Raw genomic sequence first — 16,135 nt, 5'->3', positions numbered from 1 at the left:
TTGTTATAATTGTGGGAGGTTTTTCTTTTTTAACTAGTATTTATAATAATTATTACATCTAAAATTAAAAGAAAATGGCAAATCATAAGTCAGCATTAAAAAGAATCAGAAGTAACGAAAAAAGAAGAGTTCTTAACAGATATCAGCATAAAACTACTCGTAATGCTATTAAAGCGTTAAGATTAGCTACTGATAAAGCTGATGCTACTGCAAAATTATCAACTGTAATCTCTATGATTGATAAATTAGCTAAAAAGAACATCATTCACGATAATAAAGCTTCTAACTTGAAGTCTAAATTAACGAAACACGTTGCTAAATTGTAATTATACAATTTGTTAGATATACAAAAGTCCTCTTTTTTAGAGGACTTTTTTTATGCCGTAATTTTAAAGAAATTCTGAATGTAAAAGTCCAATAAAAAAAATCCAAATACCAATCTTTTAGATATTGGGATTTGGATTTTGCTTTTACGGGATCCAGAGTGTTTGAATCTACTCGCTTATAATTTGGAATTTTTAATATTGGAATTTAATCTAAAGGTCTATTTTCTTTTTGAGATATTCCAACATGGGTTGCGTAATAGGTTTGGAAAGAAAATCTATGATAATGGGGTATTTTTTTGCTTTTGCGAGATCTTCTGGGTCAATAGTAGATGATAATACGATTACAGGAACGGTGTTGAATTCATTATAATCTGGAGAAGTGAAATGATCTAAGAACTCCCATCCGCCCATAATAGGCATATTCAAGTCTAAAAAAATTAATTCGGGTCTTTTTTTTGCTTTATCGTTGGTGTATTTTAAAATATTGAAATGATGAAGCGCTTCTTCTCCGTTTTGAGCTGTAACAACTTCATGTGAAAATGAAGATTTTGAAATTACTTTTTTGCATAACATCAAGGTGATAGGGTCATCATCGATGCATAGAATCTGCTCAAGCATAATGGTTAATTTTTAAATGTTATTGTAAATGTAGTTCCTTTATTGACTTCGCTATCGATAGAGATTGTTCCTCCCATTGTTTCTACCTGTGATTTTACAAGGTATAAGCCTAGTCCTTTGCTGTCAGGGTAATTATGGAATCTTTGATAAAGTCCAAACACTTTGTCGCGATTTCTTTCCAAGTCGATTCCTATTCCGTTGTCTTTAAAAGTTAGAATAGTTCTTTGTTCTATTTGTTCGGCTATTATGGATATTTTTAGTTTTCTATTTTCTGATTTGTATTTTATAGAATTGGTGAGCAGATTTAATAAAATGCTTTCTATGTAGGCTTTATTTGTAATAAGTTCAGGCACTTTGTCAAATTTAAGCTTAATTATTGGCTTGTGTAATTCTATTTGAAAAGAAAGCTGACTAAAAACATTTTCAAAAACTTCTTTTAAAGACACTTCTTCTTTTTGCATGGACGGATTATCTTTAATGATAATGACTTTTACCAAATCATTGATGGTTTCGTTTAGCAAGTGCGTCGATTTTGTAAATCCGGCAAGTATTTCTTGTAACTCTTCATTTTCTATCGGGATATCTTCTATTAGATTTAATAGTCCGATTAAGTTGGAAAGTGGAGCTCTAAGATTGTGTGATGTTATGTAGGAGAATTGTTTTAAATCCTTATTGTTTTGTGTTAATTCTCGAATTAAATGTTCTTTTTCCGTTTCTAGTTTTTTCTCGTCTGTAATGTCTCTTTGTATCGAAATCCAATGTGAGATCACTCCTTCATTGTTGAAAATAGGGATCATGGAAAAACGCACCCAATACTCCTCTTTACTTTTGGTATAGCTGATGGTTTCGATTAAGCATTCTTCTTCATTTTTTATAGCTCTTAAGAGTTTTTTTAACTCGTCTGAATCCGATTTAGGTCCTTTGAAAATATTTGGCGATTTTCCGATGATTTCGTTTGATTGGTAGCCAGACATTTGGGAAAATGCAGGATTCACGTAAACTATTTTCGGTATTTTTCTCTGAGTAGAATTGGCTTCGGTAATTAAAATCGAATCTTTAGATTGTGTAATTACTGTTTCTAAAAGTTTTAATCGTTGTTCTTCTTCTTTCTGTTTTGTGATGTCTTGAATAGCACCAATCATTCTGATGGCTCTTCCATTTTCATCTTTTAATAAAAAACCTCGGTCCAATACATATTTATAGGATCCGTCTGCACATCTGAAGCGGTATTGGTCTTGCCATTTCTCCGTTTTTTGTTCAATAAAGGAATATAGCTTTATTGACATTCGGATGCTGTCCTCGGGATGAATTTTGTCGAACCACCATTTAGAAGTTTTGCCAACTTCTTGTGGGTCATAACCGAAAACACCTTCTATTCCTTTGTTCCAATTAATGCTGTCTTCTTGAATTTTCCAATCCCAAATGGTATCACTAGTAGCTTTTGCTACTATGTCATACTTCTCGTTGGATTCTTTTATTTCTTCATTGGTTTTGTTTAATTTTTCAAAGATGGTTATGTTTCTTTTTTCATTCTTTGAAAGTATTAAGCTGAAAACCATTACTGTTATAAGAATAAATATAACATCTTTTACCAAGGAGAGATATAAATATTCTGATGAAGAAAAGTAGGTTGTGAGTAATTTATGACATAAGAACGCCATAATTATCGAGATGATGGTATAAATAAGAGTAATTTGGAGGGTTTTACTTTTCATCACCTCAAATATAGTTAATTTAACTATAACTAAACGTATGTTAATATCATTTTGAAGCCTATATTTTGATGTTTTATATTAACTAATTGATTGTATATACGCAAACTATGACAGAAACGTTTTTTTTTAGAAAATAAAGTGTACCTTTGCGCCCATTAAAAATCACAGATGGAATCTATTAGAAACATTGCAATTATTGCCCACGTCGATCACGGTAAAACCACTTTGGTTGATAAAATTATGTATCACTGTCAATTATTTCGTGAAAACGAAAATACAGGTGATTTAATCTTAGATAATAACGATTTAGAGCGTGAGAGAGGTATTACAATTACTTCTAAGAACGTTTCTGTTCAATATAAAGGAACAAAAATCAATATTATCGATACTCCAGGCCACGCCGATTTTGGAGGAGAAGTAGAACGTGTATTGAACATGGCCGATGGTGTATGTTTATTAGTTGATGCTTTCGAAGGTCCAATGCCACAAACTCGTTTCGTTTTGCAAAAAGCGATTGATTTAGGATTGAAACCTTGCGTAGTTATCAATAAAGTAGATAAAGAAAACTGTACTCCTGAAGAAGTTCACGAGAAAGTTTTTGACCTAATGTTTGAATTAGGAGCTACGGAAGAACAGTTGGATTTCCCAGCGGTTTACGGTTCTGCTAAAAATAACTGGATGTCAGATGATTGGAAAGTGCAAACGCAAAACATTGAGCCATTATTGGATATGGTTATTGCTAATGTTCCTGCTCCAAAAGTTTCTGAAGGAACTCCACAAATGTTGATTACTTCTTTGGATTTCTCTTCTTTTACAGGTCGTATCGCTATCGGACGTCTTGAAAGAGGTACTTTGAAAGAGGGAATGCCGATCTCTTTGGTAAAAAGAGATGGAAAAATCATCAAATCTAGAATTAAAGAATTACACACTTTTGAAGGTTTAGGCCGTAGAAAAGTTGAAGAAGTTGTAGCTGGTGATATTTGTGCTGTTGTAGGTATTGAAGGTTTTGAAATTGGTGATACTATCGCTGATTTTGAGAATCCAGAAGCTTTACAAACAATTGCTATTGACGAGCCAACAATGAGTATGTTGTTTACAATTAACGATTCTCCTTTCTTTGGTAAAGAAGGTAAATTTGTTACTTCTAGACACATCCGTGAAAGATTAACAAAAGAGTTAGAGAAAAACTTAGCGATGAAAGTTGGTGAAACTGATTCAGCTGATAAATTCATGGTGTTTGGTCGTGGTGTACTTCACTTATCTGTTCTTATTGAAACGATGAGAAGAGAAGGGTACGAGCTTCAAATTGGTCAGCCACAAGTAATCATCAAAGAAGTTGATGGTGTTAAATGTGAGCCAATTGAGGAATTGACTATCGACTTGCCAGAAAATCTTTCAGGTAGAGCGGTTGAGTTCGTAACAATCCGTAAAGGTGAAATGCTTTCTATGGAAGGTAAAGGGGAGCGTATGATCATTAAATTCAATATTCCATCTCGTGGAATCATTGGTTTAAGAAATCAATTGCTTACTGCTACTGCTGGTGAAGCTATTATGGCACACCGTTTCATCGGATACGAACCATACAAAGGAGAAATTCCTGGACGTAATAACGGTTCATTGATCTCTATGGAAAATGGAAAAGCTATTCCTTACTCTATCGATAAATTACAAGATCGTGGTAAATTCTTCGTTGATCCTAATGAGGATATCTATGAAGGTCAGGTAATTGGAGAAAATACTCGTAGCGACGATATGACTGTTAACGTTACTAAAACGAAAAAACTTTCTAACGTACGTTCTTCTGGAGCTGATGATAAAGCAAGAATTATTCCTGCTATCAAATTCTCATTAGAAGAAGCTTTAGAGTACATTCAAAAAGATGAATACGTTGAAGTTACTCCAAAATCTTTACGTTTAAGAAAAATTTACTTAAGCGAAACAGATAGAAAAAGATATAAAATCTAATTATATTTTAAATTTCAATATTAAAAATCCCAAATTCCAATCTGGAGTTTGGGATTTTTTTATTATTTATCTTTTTTTGGAATTTGGATTTTAAGAATTGGAATTTTTGAAAGCTTATCTTTTCAAACTAAAGTGTCCTTTGACATTTTTTCCATTCACAAAAAGAAGCGTAAACCAATAATCATCAGAAGGCATTTCTCTTCCGTTGAAGATGCCGTTCCAGCCCGTGCCATTTTGACTCATTTGTTTTAATAATTTTCCATAACGATCAAAAATAGAAATAGTATAATCTGGCATTTGATCAATGTTTTTAATTACCCATAAATCATTGAAACCGTCTCCGTTTGGAGTAAAGAAACGTGGATAATCTAAGACATAGACTTGAAATATGTTAGACGGACCACAACCATTTTTATCTTTCGCAATTGCATTATAAACACCTGGACTTACTTGTGTAAAAGTTGGACTGTCTTGATAAACAATTCCGTCAAGAGAAAATTCATAATTTCCTACCCCAGTAAATTGAATTTGTACTGTATTGTCAGTTCCAGAAAAATCTTTTACATCTGCTCCTGTAATTGTTGCTGGCTCTGATAAAATTATTTCAAATTTTTTAGTTTTTTCGCAACCATTTGGATCTTTGACGGTCACCGAGTAATCTCCTGCACTATTAATTAATGTAGTGTTTGTAGCACTTCCATTAGACCATGCATAACTGCTAAATCCTGTAGCTACAGTTAACGTTATTTCGTTTCCGTTGCACAGATAATGCGTTTCGTCTTCAAAATTAGGTGGGTCAAAAGTATTTACAACCAGTTCGACAGGAGTTATATCATAACAATTAGGTCCATTTGCAGCACGTGCATAAATAGTCTGACTGTTTGGAGTTGTATTTTTGAAAATATTCGGCAACGGATTGGTTTCTGTAATAGCATCAGTAGCGGTTAAAAAGTAATTAATTACCAAACCTGTTGGTAAACCATTCAAAATTTGAGGGGTTACTTGCGCGCTTAAATCAAATTGATATAAACCATCTTGCGTATCGTCTCCATCACAAGTCGCTATTGGAGCTTGGTTTGGTATAACAGAATTAGAAACATTTAATGTGATTTCAGGTATTGAACTACAGCCAAACGTATTCTCAATTCGTGCAAAAATGATTTGATTTGGAGTTTTGTTGGTATAGCGCTGTGGATTTGTAATTGGATTTGTTTTGGCTTGCGCATCTACTAAAGTTTCATAGTATCCTTGATTGATAATCTGAGAGTTGTTGTTTTTTACAATATTAGCTGCTTTAGTCAAATCAAAAATGGTAATGTCATCCGCATCATCATCACATTGCAGTAGCGAAGTGTCAGTTGATGGAATTTCAGAAGAAAATTCAACGGTAATTTCTCCTATAGATACACATGTGGTATTGTTCATGGTCGCTTCAACTTTATATATTCCTGATGATGGTACAGGATAAGATGGAGCTATCGCACCTGGAATTTCAACGTAAGTATTGGAAGCGTCTTTTTTGAACCATTTAAAAGTATACGCTGTTGCACTTAAATTGGTTTCTAACGCAAAATTTTCCCCAAAACAAACAGGATTATTATTAGCGACCGTTCTGTCTTCGCCAAAATTAATTTTAGTCACAAAACTGCCAGCCTCAATAAAAACTGCCGAATTATATTGTCTGGTGACATCATCGGCAACTACCAGCTTTAAATGGTATTTTTTATTAGGAGTTACATCGGTAGAAGCATTCATTACTACTGTTTGACCAGCATAATTAATTGGACTCGCAGCTGTATTGTAACCGTTGAAATAATTTTCGTTTATAGCTTCACAACCTACTAATGGTTCTCCGCCACTCCCATTTATGGTGTTTATTTTTGGATGAACCGTTGTTGCTGAAACTGCAGTAGTCGTATTGGGCAAAACCGCAAGATTTTTGTAATTTTCACTACTTCCAGCTTCTTTAATTAAGAAAGCAAATCCGTCGGAATAAATGCAGGGAAAGTTATTTTGATACTCATTCGAAGCAAAAATATAATTGAAGCTAATTGAGTTCGTCAACGCTATAAAATCAAATTCTAAAACGGTTGCTTGCGTACTATTGGTAATTCCTAACGCAGTATTCAAATCTGCATCTCCATTCCAAGATCTAATTTGTGTGCCTTTAGAACCTTGCTGATTATAAGGGCCTTCTGCATTTTTACTGGGAGAAGTGCTTAAAACGATTCCGGCTGTGAAAGGAAAGTTTGCACCAGCAGTAAAAGAACCGTAACTCTGTTCATTTGGAGTTGGATTTCCCGTTGCACTTACACTTTCGACATCAACACAAGAACTATTAATTAAAACATTTTGAATTAAATCTGTTGGCGTTGCTACATCATTAACAGAAATATTCTGTGCACTGGTTTTATAGCAAAAACAGCACAAAATTAAAATTAGTAGATTTCTTAGTTGACTCATAGTAACAAATATACTACAAATCTCTATTTTTTAATAATTTGTAAGAAAAATAGATAAATAAAAATGTCCAAGCCAAAACGATTAAAATAGTAAAATAATTTACGCTATAATCTCCCATATTTTCTATTCCCATTTGGCTCTGAACATTTTTAATTGCTGATAATCTTGTAAAGGGTTCTGCAATTAAATTAGACATCGATTCTAAAGGAAGAAATTGGGTGAAGTAGGTATATTTGTCTGAACCCGAGAAAAGAATAAATCTTAGGGTTAGTGTTATAATGCCTTCTATAAAATACCATATTAGCAGAAATCCTAAGGCGAAAGCAGATCGTTTTACTAAAATTCCAATAAATAAACAGAAAGAAAAGAAACCTAATAAGTTTACAAAAAAGGCCAAAGGATAACTTAAATCACTAAAAATAATACCAAATTCTGTATAAGAAGAGTAAAATAATCCTAAGATCAAGCTCATTATAAAAACAAAAATAGTAGACCCTAAGGCAAATAAAAGCACAGTTAAAAATTTGGAAAAAATAAATTCCTTCTTGCTGAGGCCGTCAATTAGATTTTGTTTTAATGTGCCATATGTGTATTCATTGGCCATCATAGAAACAATTACGATAGCTAGAAAAAGTTTAAAATAAATTGCAATATAGGAGTTGAAATGCCAAATGTAAGGGAAGTTAAAAATTCCCATTTCTGCCAAATGAAATTTAAAAGGCCCAATGTCAAATTTTATGACAGCAATTAAGGCTATAAAAGAAAGTAGTATAAAATAGGTTAGGGTTAATATACGGCTGGCCTTGTTCATCCAGATTTTTTGCAATTCTATAGAAAGAAGTCTTTTCATAATTTAGTTTTTTTGGGCGATGGCATTTTTGGTTAGTTCTAAAAATTGAGCTTCTAAACTGTTTTTACGCTTTACTAAATGGCTTAAAACAATGTTTTTAGAAAATAAAAATTGATTTAATTCTGAAGCGGACAAATTAGAATTTAGGTGCACTATAACTTTGCCCTCTTCTTCAGAAATTCGATCCACTGCAGGATGTTCTGTTAAAACTGATTTTAAGACTGCATTATCATCGGCTTGCAGTTCAAAGAAACCTTCGTTAGCAGACATTGCATCAACAGGCCCAGAATATAAAACTTCGCCTTTTCTTAAAACAATTACCTGCGAGCAGACTTTTTCTACTTCATCTAGTAGATGAGAAGCCAATAAAATAGTCGTTCCCTGCGAGGCAATTTTCTTTATGATATCTCGAATTTGATGAATTCCTTGAGGATCTAATCCGTTGGTTGGTTCATCTAAAATTAGAATTTCAGGATCGTTTAAAAGTGCCGAAGCGATGGCCAAACGTTGTTTCATTCCTAAAGAAAAAGTGCTGAATTTGCTGTCTTTTCTTTCGATTAAACCCACAAGCTCTAGTTTTTCATTCACTTTAGAATAGTTAATGTTTTTGATTTTGCAAACTAATTTCAGGTTTTGCTCGGCTGTCATGTACGGATAAAAATTGGGTCTTTCTATAATCGCGCCAACTTTTTTTAAGGCATCATGCGTTTCTATATTACCGTCAAACCAGCGATACTGGCCAGAAGACTTGTTGACAACATTTAATACAATTCCTAATGTAGTCGATTTTCCGCTGCCGTTTGGCCCTAGAATGCCATAAACACGACCCTTTTGTATTTGAAAAGATACATTTTTTAGAGCTTGGATGCGACCGTATCTTTTGCTTAAATTCTCAATGGTTAATATGGTTTCCAAATTTTTCTGGTTTTAGTTTTTAGTATGACGAATCAAATTGTTTTTTGTTACTTTAAAATTCTAACTTTAAAACGTATTGACGTAAATTTGTAATAAAGATATTCAAAATGAGCGAGCCCTTAATGGTTTTAAAAAAACCGTCTTACCCTTTAACACAGCCACTTTTAAATTACTTAGAACGATACGAACGTATTTCTAAAGTTTCTGTGTTTTATGATGACTTGCTTCGTTTTTCGGGATCTATAAATGTTTATGATAAACATGATAATGATACACTCTGGATTCGAGTATATTATGGTGAATTTGAACGAAATGAAATTGATTTAAATCTAAAAAAAATCTACTCATTACTGCATTCTGATGGAAATAGCGAAATTATTCAATACCTGAATGTTGATGCAATTGATTATTGTACGTTTGGAAATTCGAAACCGTTTAGAATTAAAGTTCGAAATATTCTGAATGATAACTACGTTCACTTTTATATTAAAAAAGCAGATGCTTCTCGTATCTACGGATTGGAATTGGAAGATATTCTTTCACCAGACAAAATCAACTTTCTGGTGTATAAGGATACTTTGATTGAAGAACATATTATCGGAATTCCGGGTGATGTTTTTATGGATACATTGCTTGATCAGTGCAGTGAAATGGAAAAAGCCCAAATTGCAAAGGAGTTTGTCAAGTTTAACGAGCGTTGCATGATTCGTCTTTTGGGAGATATGCGCGCTTATAATTATGTAATTGTTCCAATTCATGATTTTGATCAGGTTGTATATAAAATTCGTCCGATCGATTTTGATCAGCAATGTTATGAAGGGAATTTTAAAGTTTATCGCCCGCAGTTTTTCAAGGAAAATTTTCCCATGATTCAATTGATTAAAGAGAAACTCGAGGAGCGTTCAATTATTCAGTATAAAGATGAAGAAAGGGCTATTTTAGCAAAACGTATTCATTCAGCCGAAACCAGAATTAAAAAATTGCTGAATATTATGTGCCACGATACGATTTCGACACACGAACATTTGATGCAATTAAAAATGGAATTGTACCGTTATACGAACGACATGAAATTCAAAAATGCAAAATCGATGGGACACGTCATGCATGCTGCATTTGAGTTTATTACACGTAATTTCAAAAACACCAATTTGGTTTAAAAATTTCACCATATAAGTTATATAACTAATTTAAGATGCTCTGCTTTATTGAACTTAGATGACTTATATGGTTTAAAACTATAGTTTATATGAAAAAATCTTTTTTAGTTATTTGTTCAATTGTTTTATTAGCGTGCCAGAAACAATCTGGTTCTGATTTAAAAGAATTGTATTCGCTTCCGAAAAAATTAAAGGAAGTTTCGGGAATTGCCTATTTTCCTGAAACCAATATTCTTTATACTCTAGAAGATAGCGGAAATAAAAATGCTATTTATGCGATCGATTCTAATGGGAAATTAGCCAAAACAATTACAATTTCAAACGCTACAAATGTCGATTGGGAAGACATTACAAAAGACAAATTTGGAAATATCTACATTGGCGATTTTGGAAATAATGATAACGAAAGACGAGATTTATGCATTTATAAAGTGGCAAAAAATCAGCTGAATAATGATTTGGCTAAAGCCGAATATAAAATCTCATTTTCATATCCAGAGCAAAAAGAATTTCCTCCAAAGAAAAAAGAAATGTTTTATGATGTTGAAGGTTTTTTTGAACAGAACGGTTATTTCTATCTTTTTACTAAAAACAGAAGTAAAGGTTTTGACGGAACAGCATTTATTTATAAAATCAAAAACGCTGCAGGAACTCAAAAAGCAGTAAAAATTGGCGAATTCAAAACATGCAGCAATTACAATCATTGCGTATTGACAAGCGCGACAATAAGTCCAGACGGAAAAAAAGTAGCTTTATTAAGTCATGATAAAGTGCTTTTATTTAAAGATTTTAAAGGAGATTTATTCCATAAAGGAACACATACAGAACTAAATCTAAATCATTTCTCCCAAAAAGAAGCCATCGTTTTTAAAGACAATAATACTTTATTAATCGCCGACGAAAAAACAAATAAAATAGGAGGAAAGGTTTATGAATTTAAGCTTCTAAGTCACTAAGTTTCTAAGATGCTAAGAAAAAAATAGCCACGAATTCACGAAAGATTTTAATTAAAATTCGTGAATTCGTGGCTAAAAAAAACTTAGAATCTTAGAAACTTAGTGTCTTAGCATCTTAAAAACTATATGCTGCTCCAAAAATCACCCTTCCAATTTCGTCAGGAGATTTGAAATAAGAGATTCTAGCCGTTATAACATTAATAGCGTTTAACCAAAGTCCGCCGCCGTAATCGTGATGCCATTTTTTTGAATCTTCACCATCAAGCCAAACTCTTCCGTAGTCGAAACCACCTAGAATCCCGTAAGTAAAAGGAACAATTGTTTTACGTATTTTTCCAATGCTTAGGCGTAAATCTGAGCTTTGAGAGAAATACGAATTTCCTAAGAAACGTTCGTTTCTAAAACCGCGTAAATCAGTATCGCCACCTAACGAAGCTCCTTGGTAGAACTCGTAGTTGTTGTTTAAAATAGCTTTTCCTTTTAAATAAGTTGCCAGAATCAATTTTCCGTTATGATCAATTCTATGGGTAAATCCTAAAAAGCTTTCAAGCGTTGGGAAGTTTTTCTTAGTGTCATCTAAATTAGTAGTCCAAGTTGCAGCTAGCATAAAGGCCATTCCTAAAGTTGGTTTCGCGGCAAAATCAGAATTTTTAAATAAATATTTCACTTTTAAACTTCCAAAATTCTGGCTATCAAATACATCAGGATTTACAATTCCAGGGATGTTAATGTATCTATTTTCAGTTTCTTCAACTGTCATTCTTTGGAAAATAGGCTGAATGCTAAATTCACTTCCATATCTTCCCACATGTCTAATTGCGCCTGAAGCATTAAATTTTCTGATGCGAACACGATTATAATCCATATCTACGTCATCATCGTATTGAGATTCGTTTCCGTAACCAAAATAGTTCATGGCAAAATTTGGAGTCGTATATAAAGACTCCACATCAATAACCCACTTACCTAACAATCCAGGGAAATGAGCCGCATAATTAAATTCTAAACCGCCGGTCGCAAAATAATAGAATGCATTAAAAATATGTCTTTGCGTATACGGATTCTGCTTAAAATTATTAACCGTATAATTTAAATTAACTCCTACTTTTACACCATCATCAGGATTAAATCCAATGTTTGGAAGTCCCGCAATTACATTGTATTTCGGTTTTTCGTAGTTATAAGCATTCACATCATAATCGTCGGTTAACTGTGTTTGCGTTTTAGAATCGAGATTATAAGTATTCTCTTTTGATTTGAAATCGTAAACAATAACTTTTCTTCCGTTTTCAATGTTGTAAGTATCATTGTTCTGACCGCCAAGCAAACGAATTTTGATATTTGATTTCTCATTTCCTTTTACTTCAAAAATGTCATTGTCATCTAATCCGTAAATCCAAAGATTTTTGGTTTTATTATCGGTTACGTTTTTAGTGTAAACCAATTCGTCGCCTTCTTTTTTAACTCTGAAAACCTGAATTTCAATTCCTTTTTTTACATTATGATTCAAAACAAACTTGTCTTTTTTGTCTGTTCCCGCAATCATGACCGTTTTGCTTAAGACATCAGAATATTCACGAGCATACTTTTGAAGATCTTTTTTTCTTTGTTTTAGTTTTGCTTTTATTTCGTCAACAGTTTCATCCTGAACTTCTTTTGGCATGTTTTTGAAAGCCTTGTCGATTTCTGCATCCGTCAGATTTTCTTGAATATATTTAGCCTCTTCGACCCAATCTTTTTCTTGAGCTGTTCTTAAAAATGCCAAATCCATTGGGTAAGGTTCTCTTCCAAGCCATTTTACATTGATTCGGTCACCTTTAAAAGAACGCATATGACGAAGCGGAGGCATATTCATTAGAAGTGAAAGCAAAGCGCCATCATATTTTACAAACGCCTGATCGCGATCTCTCGGAATTGGTCTGTACACAACTTTGCCATCTTCTTTATATTCAGCCCAGCGCCATTGATCGCTATGTCTGTCCCAATCTCCTAGAAGAATGTCAAACAAACGCGCTTTGATGTATTCTTTTTCATCCACAACATATTTTTCATCTTTATGGAGATTCAGCATCATGTCATCTGTGCCGATAATATTGTTAGGTTTTCCGAAGTTTTTTCCATCCAAATGATTGTCAGCGGGTCTTTCTTCCACCATATACAATTGATCTCCAAAGCTTGCATTAAATTCTCCCAAGCCATTTTGTTTCGGAATATAATATAATGTCGGATTCGTATGTCTCAAACCAATTTGATCCGACATGCTGCCAATTGCAAAAGAAGAATAAGGGTGAGAAGTGGTGTAAAAATCAAATAAGAAATCTTCAACATACGTTTTGTCAAAGTCGTTTACCACATATTGATCTTTAAAAGCAACAGATTGTAAAAATACTGTCGCACTTTTTTTCATGGCACGCATTATAAATTCACGACCTTGAGGATCAGACATTCTTAAAGAAACCGATTGATGTCCGCCGCCTTCGCGAATAGGTTTCAAACCGCCTTTTAAAGTGTCTACAGTTGCAGTTGTTGCTTCAATAGGTAGACTGTAATATTTTCTGTAATGTTGTCCAAATAAAAATTTATGGAATGCTCCTTTTTGAGTCATTTTCGGTGAATAAATTGAAGTGGTTACCTTTGCAGGAAACTTATTCGGTATATCTGAAGCCCAATTGATTTCTTTGGCTTTTATGATTTCGCGTTCAAAAAGCAATTTCTCTCTATTATTTTCATTTCCATAATAAGAAACTTTTGCATCTCCACTTTTAAACATTGTTAAAACAGCATAGCCATTTCCGCCATACGAAAAATCATAAGGATTTATCGCTCTTGCTGCTTCTGATTTTGATCCAGCTCCACTAATAATTTGCTGAATATTTTCTTTGCTGATGTATTGTAAGTTATGATCGTGTCCTGAAACAACAATTACATTTTTCTGCTTTTGCAAAAGCGTTTTTATCCTTTTAGCATAAATAGTATATTGCTTATTTTGAATATCCTGCGGACTAACACCTCCTGTTTTTCGAACCAAATTGATGAAAGACCCGATTACAGGAAGCGGAATTTTCTGCTCTAAAGGGAATAATTGTTTTTCTAACGAAAATTGTCCGCCATGTGTTCCATTACTCAATAATGGATGGTGAATTGCCAAGACAACCGTTTTCTCTTGATTTTTGTTTAAAAGGCCTTCTAATTCTTCAAAAAAAGCTTCTCTGGTTTTGATTTCGCAATTGTCATTTATCGTTGGATGATCGTTCCAATCTTCCAAAAACCATTCACTATCAACAGCTATCAAAGTTGTAACGCTATCAATTTTTACATCTTCAATCGGACATGATTTTCTAGGAAGAAAAGCTTTTTTATCGTTCAAATATTTGGTTACAAAATCAGCCTGACGTTCTAAACCTTTAATGCCGCTGTACCAATCGTGATTTCCAGGAATTACAATTGTTCTTCCTTTAAAGCCTTTAGTTAGCTTTAATTGATTGGTTAATTTAGTTTCGGCCAAAGTCTTGTCTTCTGAGTGTTTGTCACTCGGAAAACCTTTCGGATAAATATTGTCTCCTAAGAAAAGAAGTGTCGATTTTTTGTTTGCCTTTTTTAGCTTTTGATGCAAAAGTTCTAGAGTTTGCTGTGCTTGTTCTTCATCAGCATTTCCGGCGTCGCCAACAAGAAAAAAAGTATGTGCAATTTTTATAGTGTCAGTTGCGTTTTCTGTTTCGTTGGCGCTAACGTTTTTTCCATACTGCGCTTTGCTCGTTGAACAGGCGTAGACGATCAATAAGGCCATAATTGCCAAAGAAAAGTTTTTAATCTTGGCAATAAAATGATTATCCAAAAACAATTTCATAATTTAGTGGTATAAAAATATTCTTTATGAATCTAATAGAACAATCCGAGGATTTTGTCGGTAATTTACTCAAAGATAAACTTTCTAATTTATATTCTTATCATAATTTTAATCATACTTTTACAGTGGTTACAGCGGTAAAAGAACTTTGTAAAAAAGAAGATGTAGAAGGAGAGGACAAAGAGGCGCTTATGGTCGCTGCATGGTTTCATGATACTGGATATATTGAAGGGTATGAAAATCATGAAAAGAAAAGTACCGAGATTGCCGCTGCATTTTTGCGTGAAAAAGGAAAATCGGAAGAGTTTATAGCACTTGTTTCTAGTTTGATTTTGGCTACCGTTAAAGAATATGAGCCGAGAACGCATTTAGAAAAAATTATTCGTGATGCAGATTATGCTCATTTAATGGGAGCAGAATATGCTACAACTTGCGAATTGCTTCGTTTGGAATTGAAAAATGCTGGAATTGTTAGTTTTTCGAATGCGGAATGGACAAGAGAAAACTTAAATTTCTTGTTGAACAAACATCGTTTTTATACGGATTACGCTCTAAGAAAATGGCAACCTTTGAAAGAGAAAAACCTATTACTGATTCAGAAAAAGATCAATAAGCAGGAATTGAAAGCTGCGGCTGCAATCGAAGAAGAGAATAAAAAAAGAGAAAAAGCAGAAAAAGCCGATAAGCCAGATCGCGGAATCGACACTTTATTTCGAGTTACACTTGGAAATCATACGCGTTTAAGCGGAATTGCAGATAGTAAAGCCAATATATTACTGTCTGTAAATGCGATTATTATTTCGATCGCTTTATCGTCTATTATTCCAAAATTGGATAGTCCCAAAAATGCGCATTTAGTAGTTCCCACTTTTATCATGCTGATGTCGAGTGTGATTACGATTATTTTTGCGATTCTTTCTACACGTCCAAAAGTAACTTCAGGATTTTTTACCCGAACTGATGTTGAAGACAAAAAAGTCAATTTAATGTTTTTTGGGAATTTCTATAAAATGCCTTTGGAAGATTATGATTGGGCTATGAATGAAATGATGAAAGACCGAGATTATTTGTATTCAACCATGATTAAAGATTTGTATTATTTAGGATTGGTTTTACAGCGAAAATATAATTTACTCCGAATTGCGTACAACTTTTTCATGTTCGGAATTATTATAACGGTAATTGCATTTGTGATTGCTTTTAAGTCGATTTAATTTTTTAAACACATATAAACATAGATTTTTCTACATCTAAAAGAATAAAGAAAGAAGCTAGTTTCTCACATATAGCTAGAAAAACAGAAAGCTTTGTCAAAGTTTA

Annotated in this window: 11 protein-coding genes; 5 read left to right on the top strand and 6 right to left on the bottom strand. The window is 33.3% G+C overall.

Translation table 11 applies throughout. The features are described 5' to 3' along the window. The first annotated feature begins 74 nt into the window (after positions 1 to 74). Positions 75 to 326, top strand: a complete 252-nt coding sequence (gene rpsT / locus ABTV69_RS22630; RefSeq protein WP_073417115.1) for a 30S ribosomal protein S20 — start codon at positions 75 to 77, stop codon at positions 324 to 326. A gap of 210 nt (positions 327 to 536) precedes the next feature. On the opposite strand, the gene ABTV69_RS22625 is transcribed toward rpsT, so the two are convergent. Further along, positions 537 to 944 carry a response regulator gene (locus ABTV69_RS22625; protein WP_433832929.1) on the bottom strand — a complete coding sequence of 136 codons (408 nt, stop codon included), beginning with the start codon at positions 942 to 944 and terminating at the stop codon, positions 537 to 539. A gap of 5 nt (positions 945 to 949) precedes the next feature. Next, complete coding sequence (locus tag ABTV69_RS22620; protein WP_433832927.1) at positions 950 to 2,659, bottom strand: PAS domain-containing sensor histidine kinase; 1,710 nt, start codon at positions 2,657 to 2,659, stop codon at positions 950 to 952. A gap of 168 nt (positions 2,660 to 2,827) precedes the next feature. Between ABTV69_RS22620 and typA the strand changes: the two genes are divergently transcribed. Continuing rightward, positions 2,828 to 4,624 carry a translational GTPase TypA gene (typA, locus tag ABTV69_RS22615; protein ID WP_091492101.1) on the top strand — a complete coding sequence of 599 codons (1,797 nt, stop codon included), beginning with the start codon at positions 2,828 to 2,830 and terminating at the stop codon, positions 4,622 to 4,624. A gap of 114 nt (positions 4,625 to 4,738) precedes the next feature. Here the strand turns inward: typA and ABTV69_RS22610 are convergent, their stop codons facing one another. From ABTV69_RS22610 to ABTV69_RS22600, 3 genes are read right to left on the bottom strand one after another with little or no spacing between them, the layout of a single operon-like run. Next, positions 4,739 to 7,087 carry a choice-of-anchor L domain-containing protein gene (locus ABTV69_RS22610; protein ID WP_433832924.1) on the bottom strand — a complete coding sequence of 783 codons (2,349 nt, stop codon included), beginning with the start codon at positions 7,085 to 7,087 and terminating at the stop codon, positions 4,739 to 4,741. A 13-nt stretch (positions 7,088 to 7,100) separates the two neighbouring features. Further along, positions 7,101 to 7,937, bottom strand: coding sequence for an ABC transporter permease (locus tag ABTV69_RS22605; RefSeq protein ID WP_433832922.1), 837 nt, complete (start codon positions 7,935 to 7,937; stop codon positions 7,101 to 7,103). Positions 7,938 to 7,940: 3 nt separating this feature from the next. After that, positions 7,941 to 8,852: an ABC transporter ATP-binding protein gene (locus ABTV69_RS22600; RefSeq protein WP_433832920.1), complete on the bottom strand. Its 912-nt coding sequence runs from the start codon at positions 8,850 to 8,852 to the stop codon at positions 7,941 to 7,943. 107 nt (positions 8,853 to 8,959) lie between these two features. Here ABTV69_RS22600 and ABTV69_RS22595 point away from each other — a divergent pair, with 107 nt between their 5' ends. Together ABTV69_RS22595 and ABTV69_RS22590 are read left to right on the top strand one after the other, a co-directional pair. Then, a complete protein-coding gene (locus ABTV69_RS22595) occupies positions 8,960 to 10,012 on the top strand; it encodes a hypothetical protein (protein ID WP_433832918.1) in 1,053 nt (350 codons plus the stop codon). Between the two features lie 89 nt (positions 10,013 to 10,101). Further along, a complete protein-coding gene (locus tag ABTV69_RS22590) occupies positions 10,102 to 10,968 on the top strand; it encodes a hypothetical protein (protein WP_433832916.1) in 867 nt (288 codons plus the stop codon). A 115-nt stretch (positions 10,969 to 11,083) separates the two neighbouring features. Here the strand turns inward: ABTV69_RS22590 and ABTV69_RS22585 are convergent, their stop codons facing one another. Further along, positions 11,084 to 14,815 (bottom strand): metallophosphoesterase, encoded by a 3,732-nt coding sequence (locus ABTV69_RS22585; RefSeq protein WP_433832914.1) that lies wholly within the window; start codon positions 14,813 to 14,815, stop codon positions 11,084 to 11,086. Positions 14,816 to 14,841: 26 nt separating this feature from the next. Between ABTV69_RS22585 and ABTV69_RS22580 the strand changes: the two genes are divergently transcribed. After that, entirely contained in the window at positions 14,842 to 16,029 is a 1,188-nt protein-coding gene (locus ABTV69_RS22580) for a Pycsar system effector family protein (RefSeq protein WP_433832912.1), read from the top strand. The last annotated feature ends 106 nt before the right edge of the window (positions 16,030 to 16,135 follow it).

The organism is Flavobacterium anhuiense (assembly GCF_050990855.1).
In the GTDB taxonomy this organism is placed as follows: domain Bacteria; phylum Bacteroidota; class Bacteroidia; order Flavobacteriales; family Flavobacteriaceae; genus Flavobacterium; species Flavobacterium anhuiense_C.
This window is presented reverse-complemented; position numbering and strand designations above follow the sequence as displayed.

Excerpts from the sequence above, each read along its gene's own strand:
- ABTV69_RS22585 (WP_433832914.1), bottom strand. The coding sequence starts at position 14,815 with ATGAAATTGTTTTTGGATAATCATTTTATTGCCAAGATTAAAAACTTT.
- rpsT (WP_073417115.1), top strand. The coding sequence starts at position 75 with ATGGCAAATCATAAGTCAGCATTAAAAAGAATCAGAAGTAACGAAAAA.
- typA (WP_091492101.1), top strand. The coding sequence starts at position 2,828 with ATGGAATCTATTAGAAACATTGCAATTATTGCCCACGTCGATCACGGT.
- ABTV69_RS22605 (WP_433832922.1), bottom strand. The coding sequence starts at position 7,937 with ATGAAAAGACTTCTTTCTATAGAATTGCAAAAAATCTGGATGAACAAG.
- ABTV69_RS22610 (WP_433832924.1), bottom strand. The coding sequence starts at position 7,087 with ATGAGTCAACTAAGAAATCTACTAATTTTAATTTTGTGCTGTTTTTGC.
- ABTV69_RS22620 (WP_433832927.1), bottom strand. The coding sequence starts at position 2,659 with ATGAAAAGTAAAACCCTCCAAATTACTCTTATTTATACCATCATCTCG.
- ABTV69_RS22590 (WP_433832916.1), top strand. The coding sequence starts at position 10,102 with ATGAAAAAATCTTTTTTAGTTATTTGTTCAATTGTTTTATTAGCGTGC.
- ABTV69_RS22595 (WP_433832918.1), top strand. The coding sequence starts at position 8,960 with ATGAGCGAGCCCTTAATGGTTTTAAAAAAACCGTCTTACCCTTTAACA.
- ABTV69_RS22625 (WP_433832929.1), bottom strand. The coding sequence starts at position 944 with ATGCTTGAGCAGATTCTATGCATCGATGATGACCCTATCACCTTGATG.
- ABTV69_RS22580 (WP_433832912.1), top strand. The coding sequence starts at position 14,842 with ATGAATCTAATAGAACAATCCGAGGATTTTGTCGGTAATTTACTCAAA.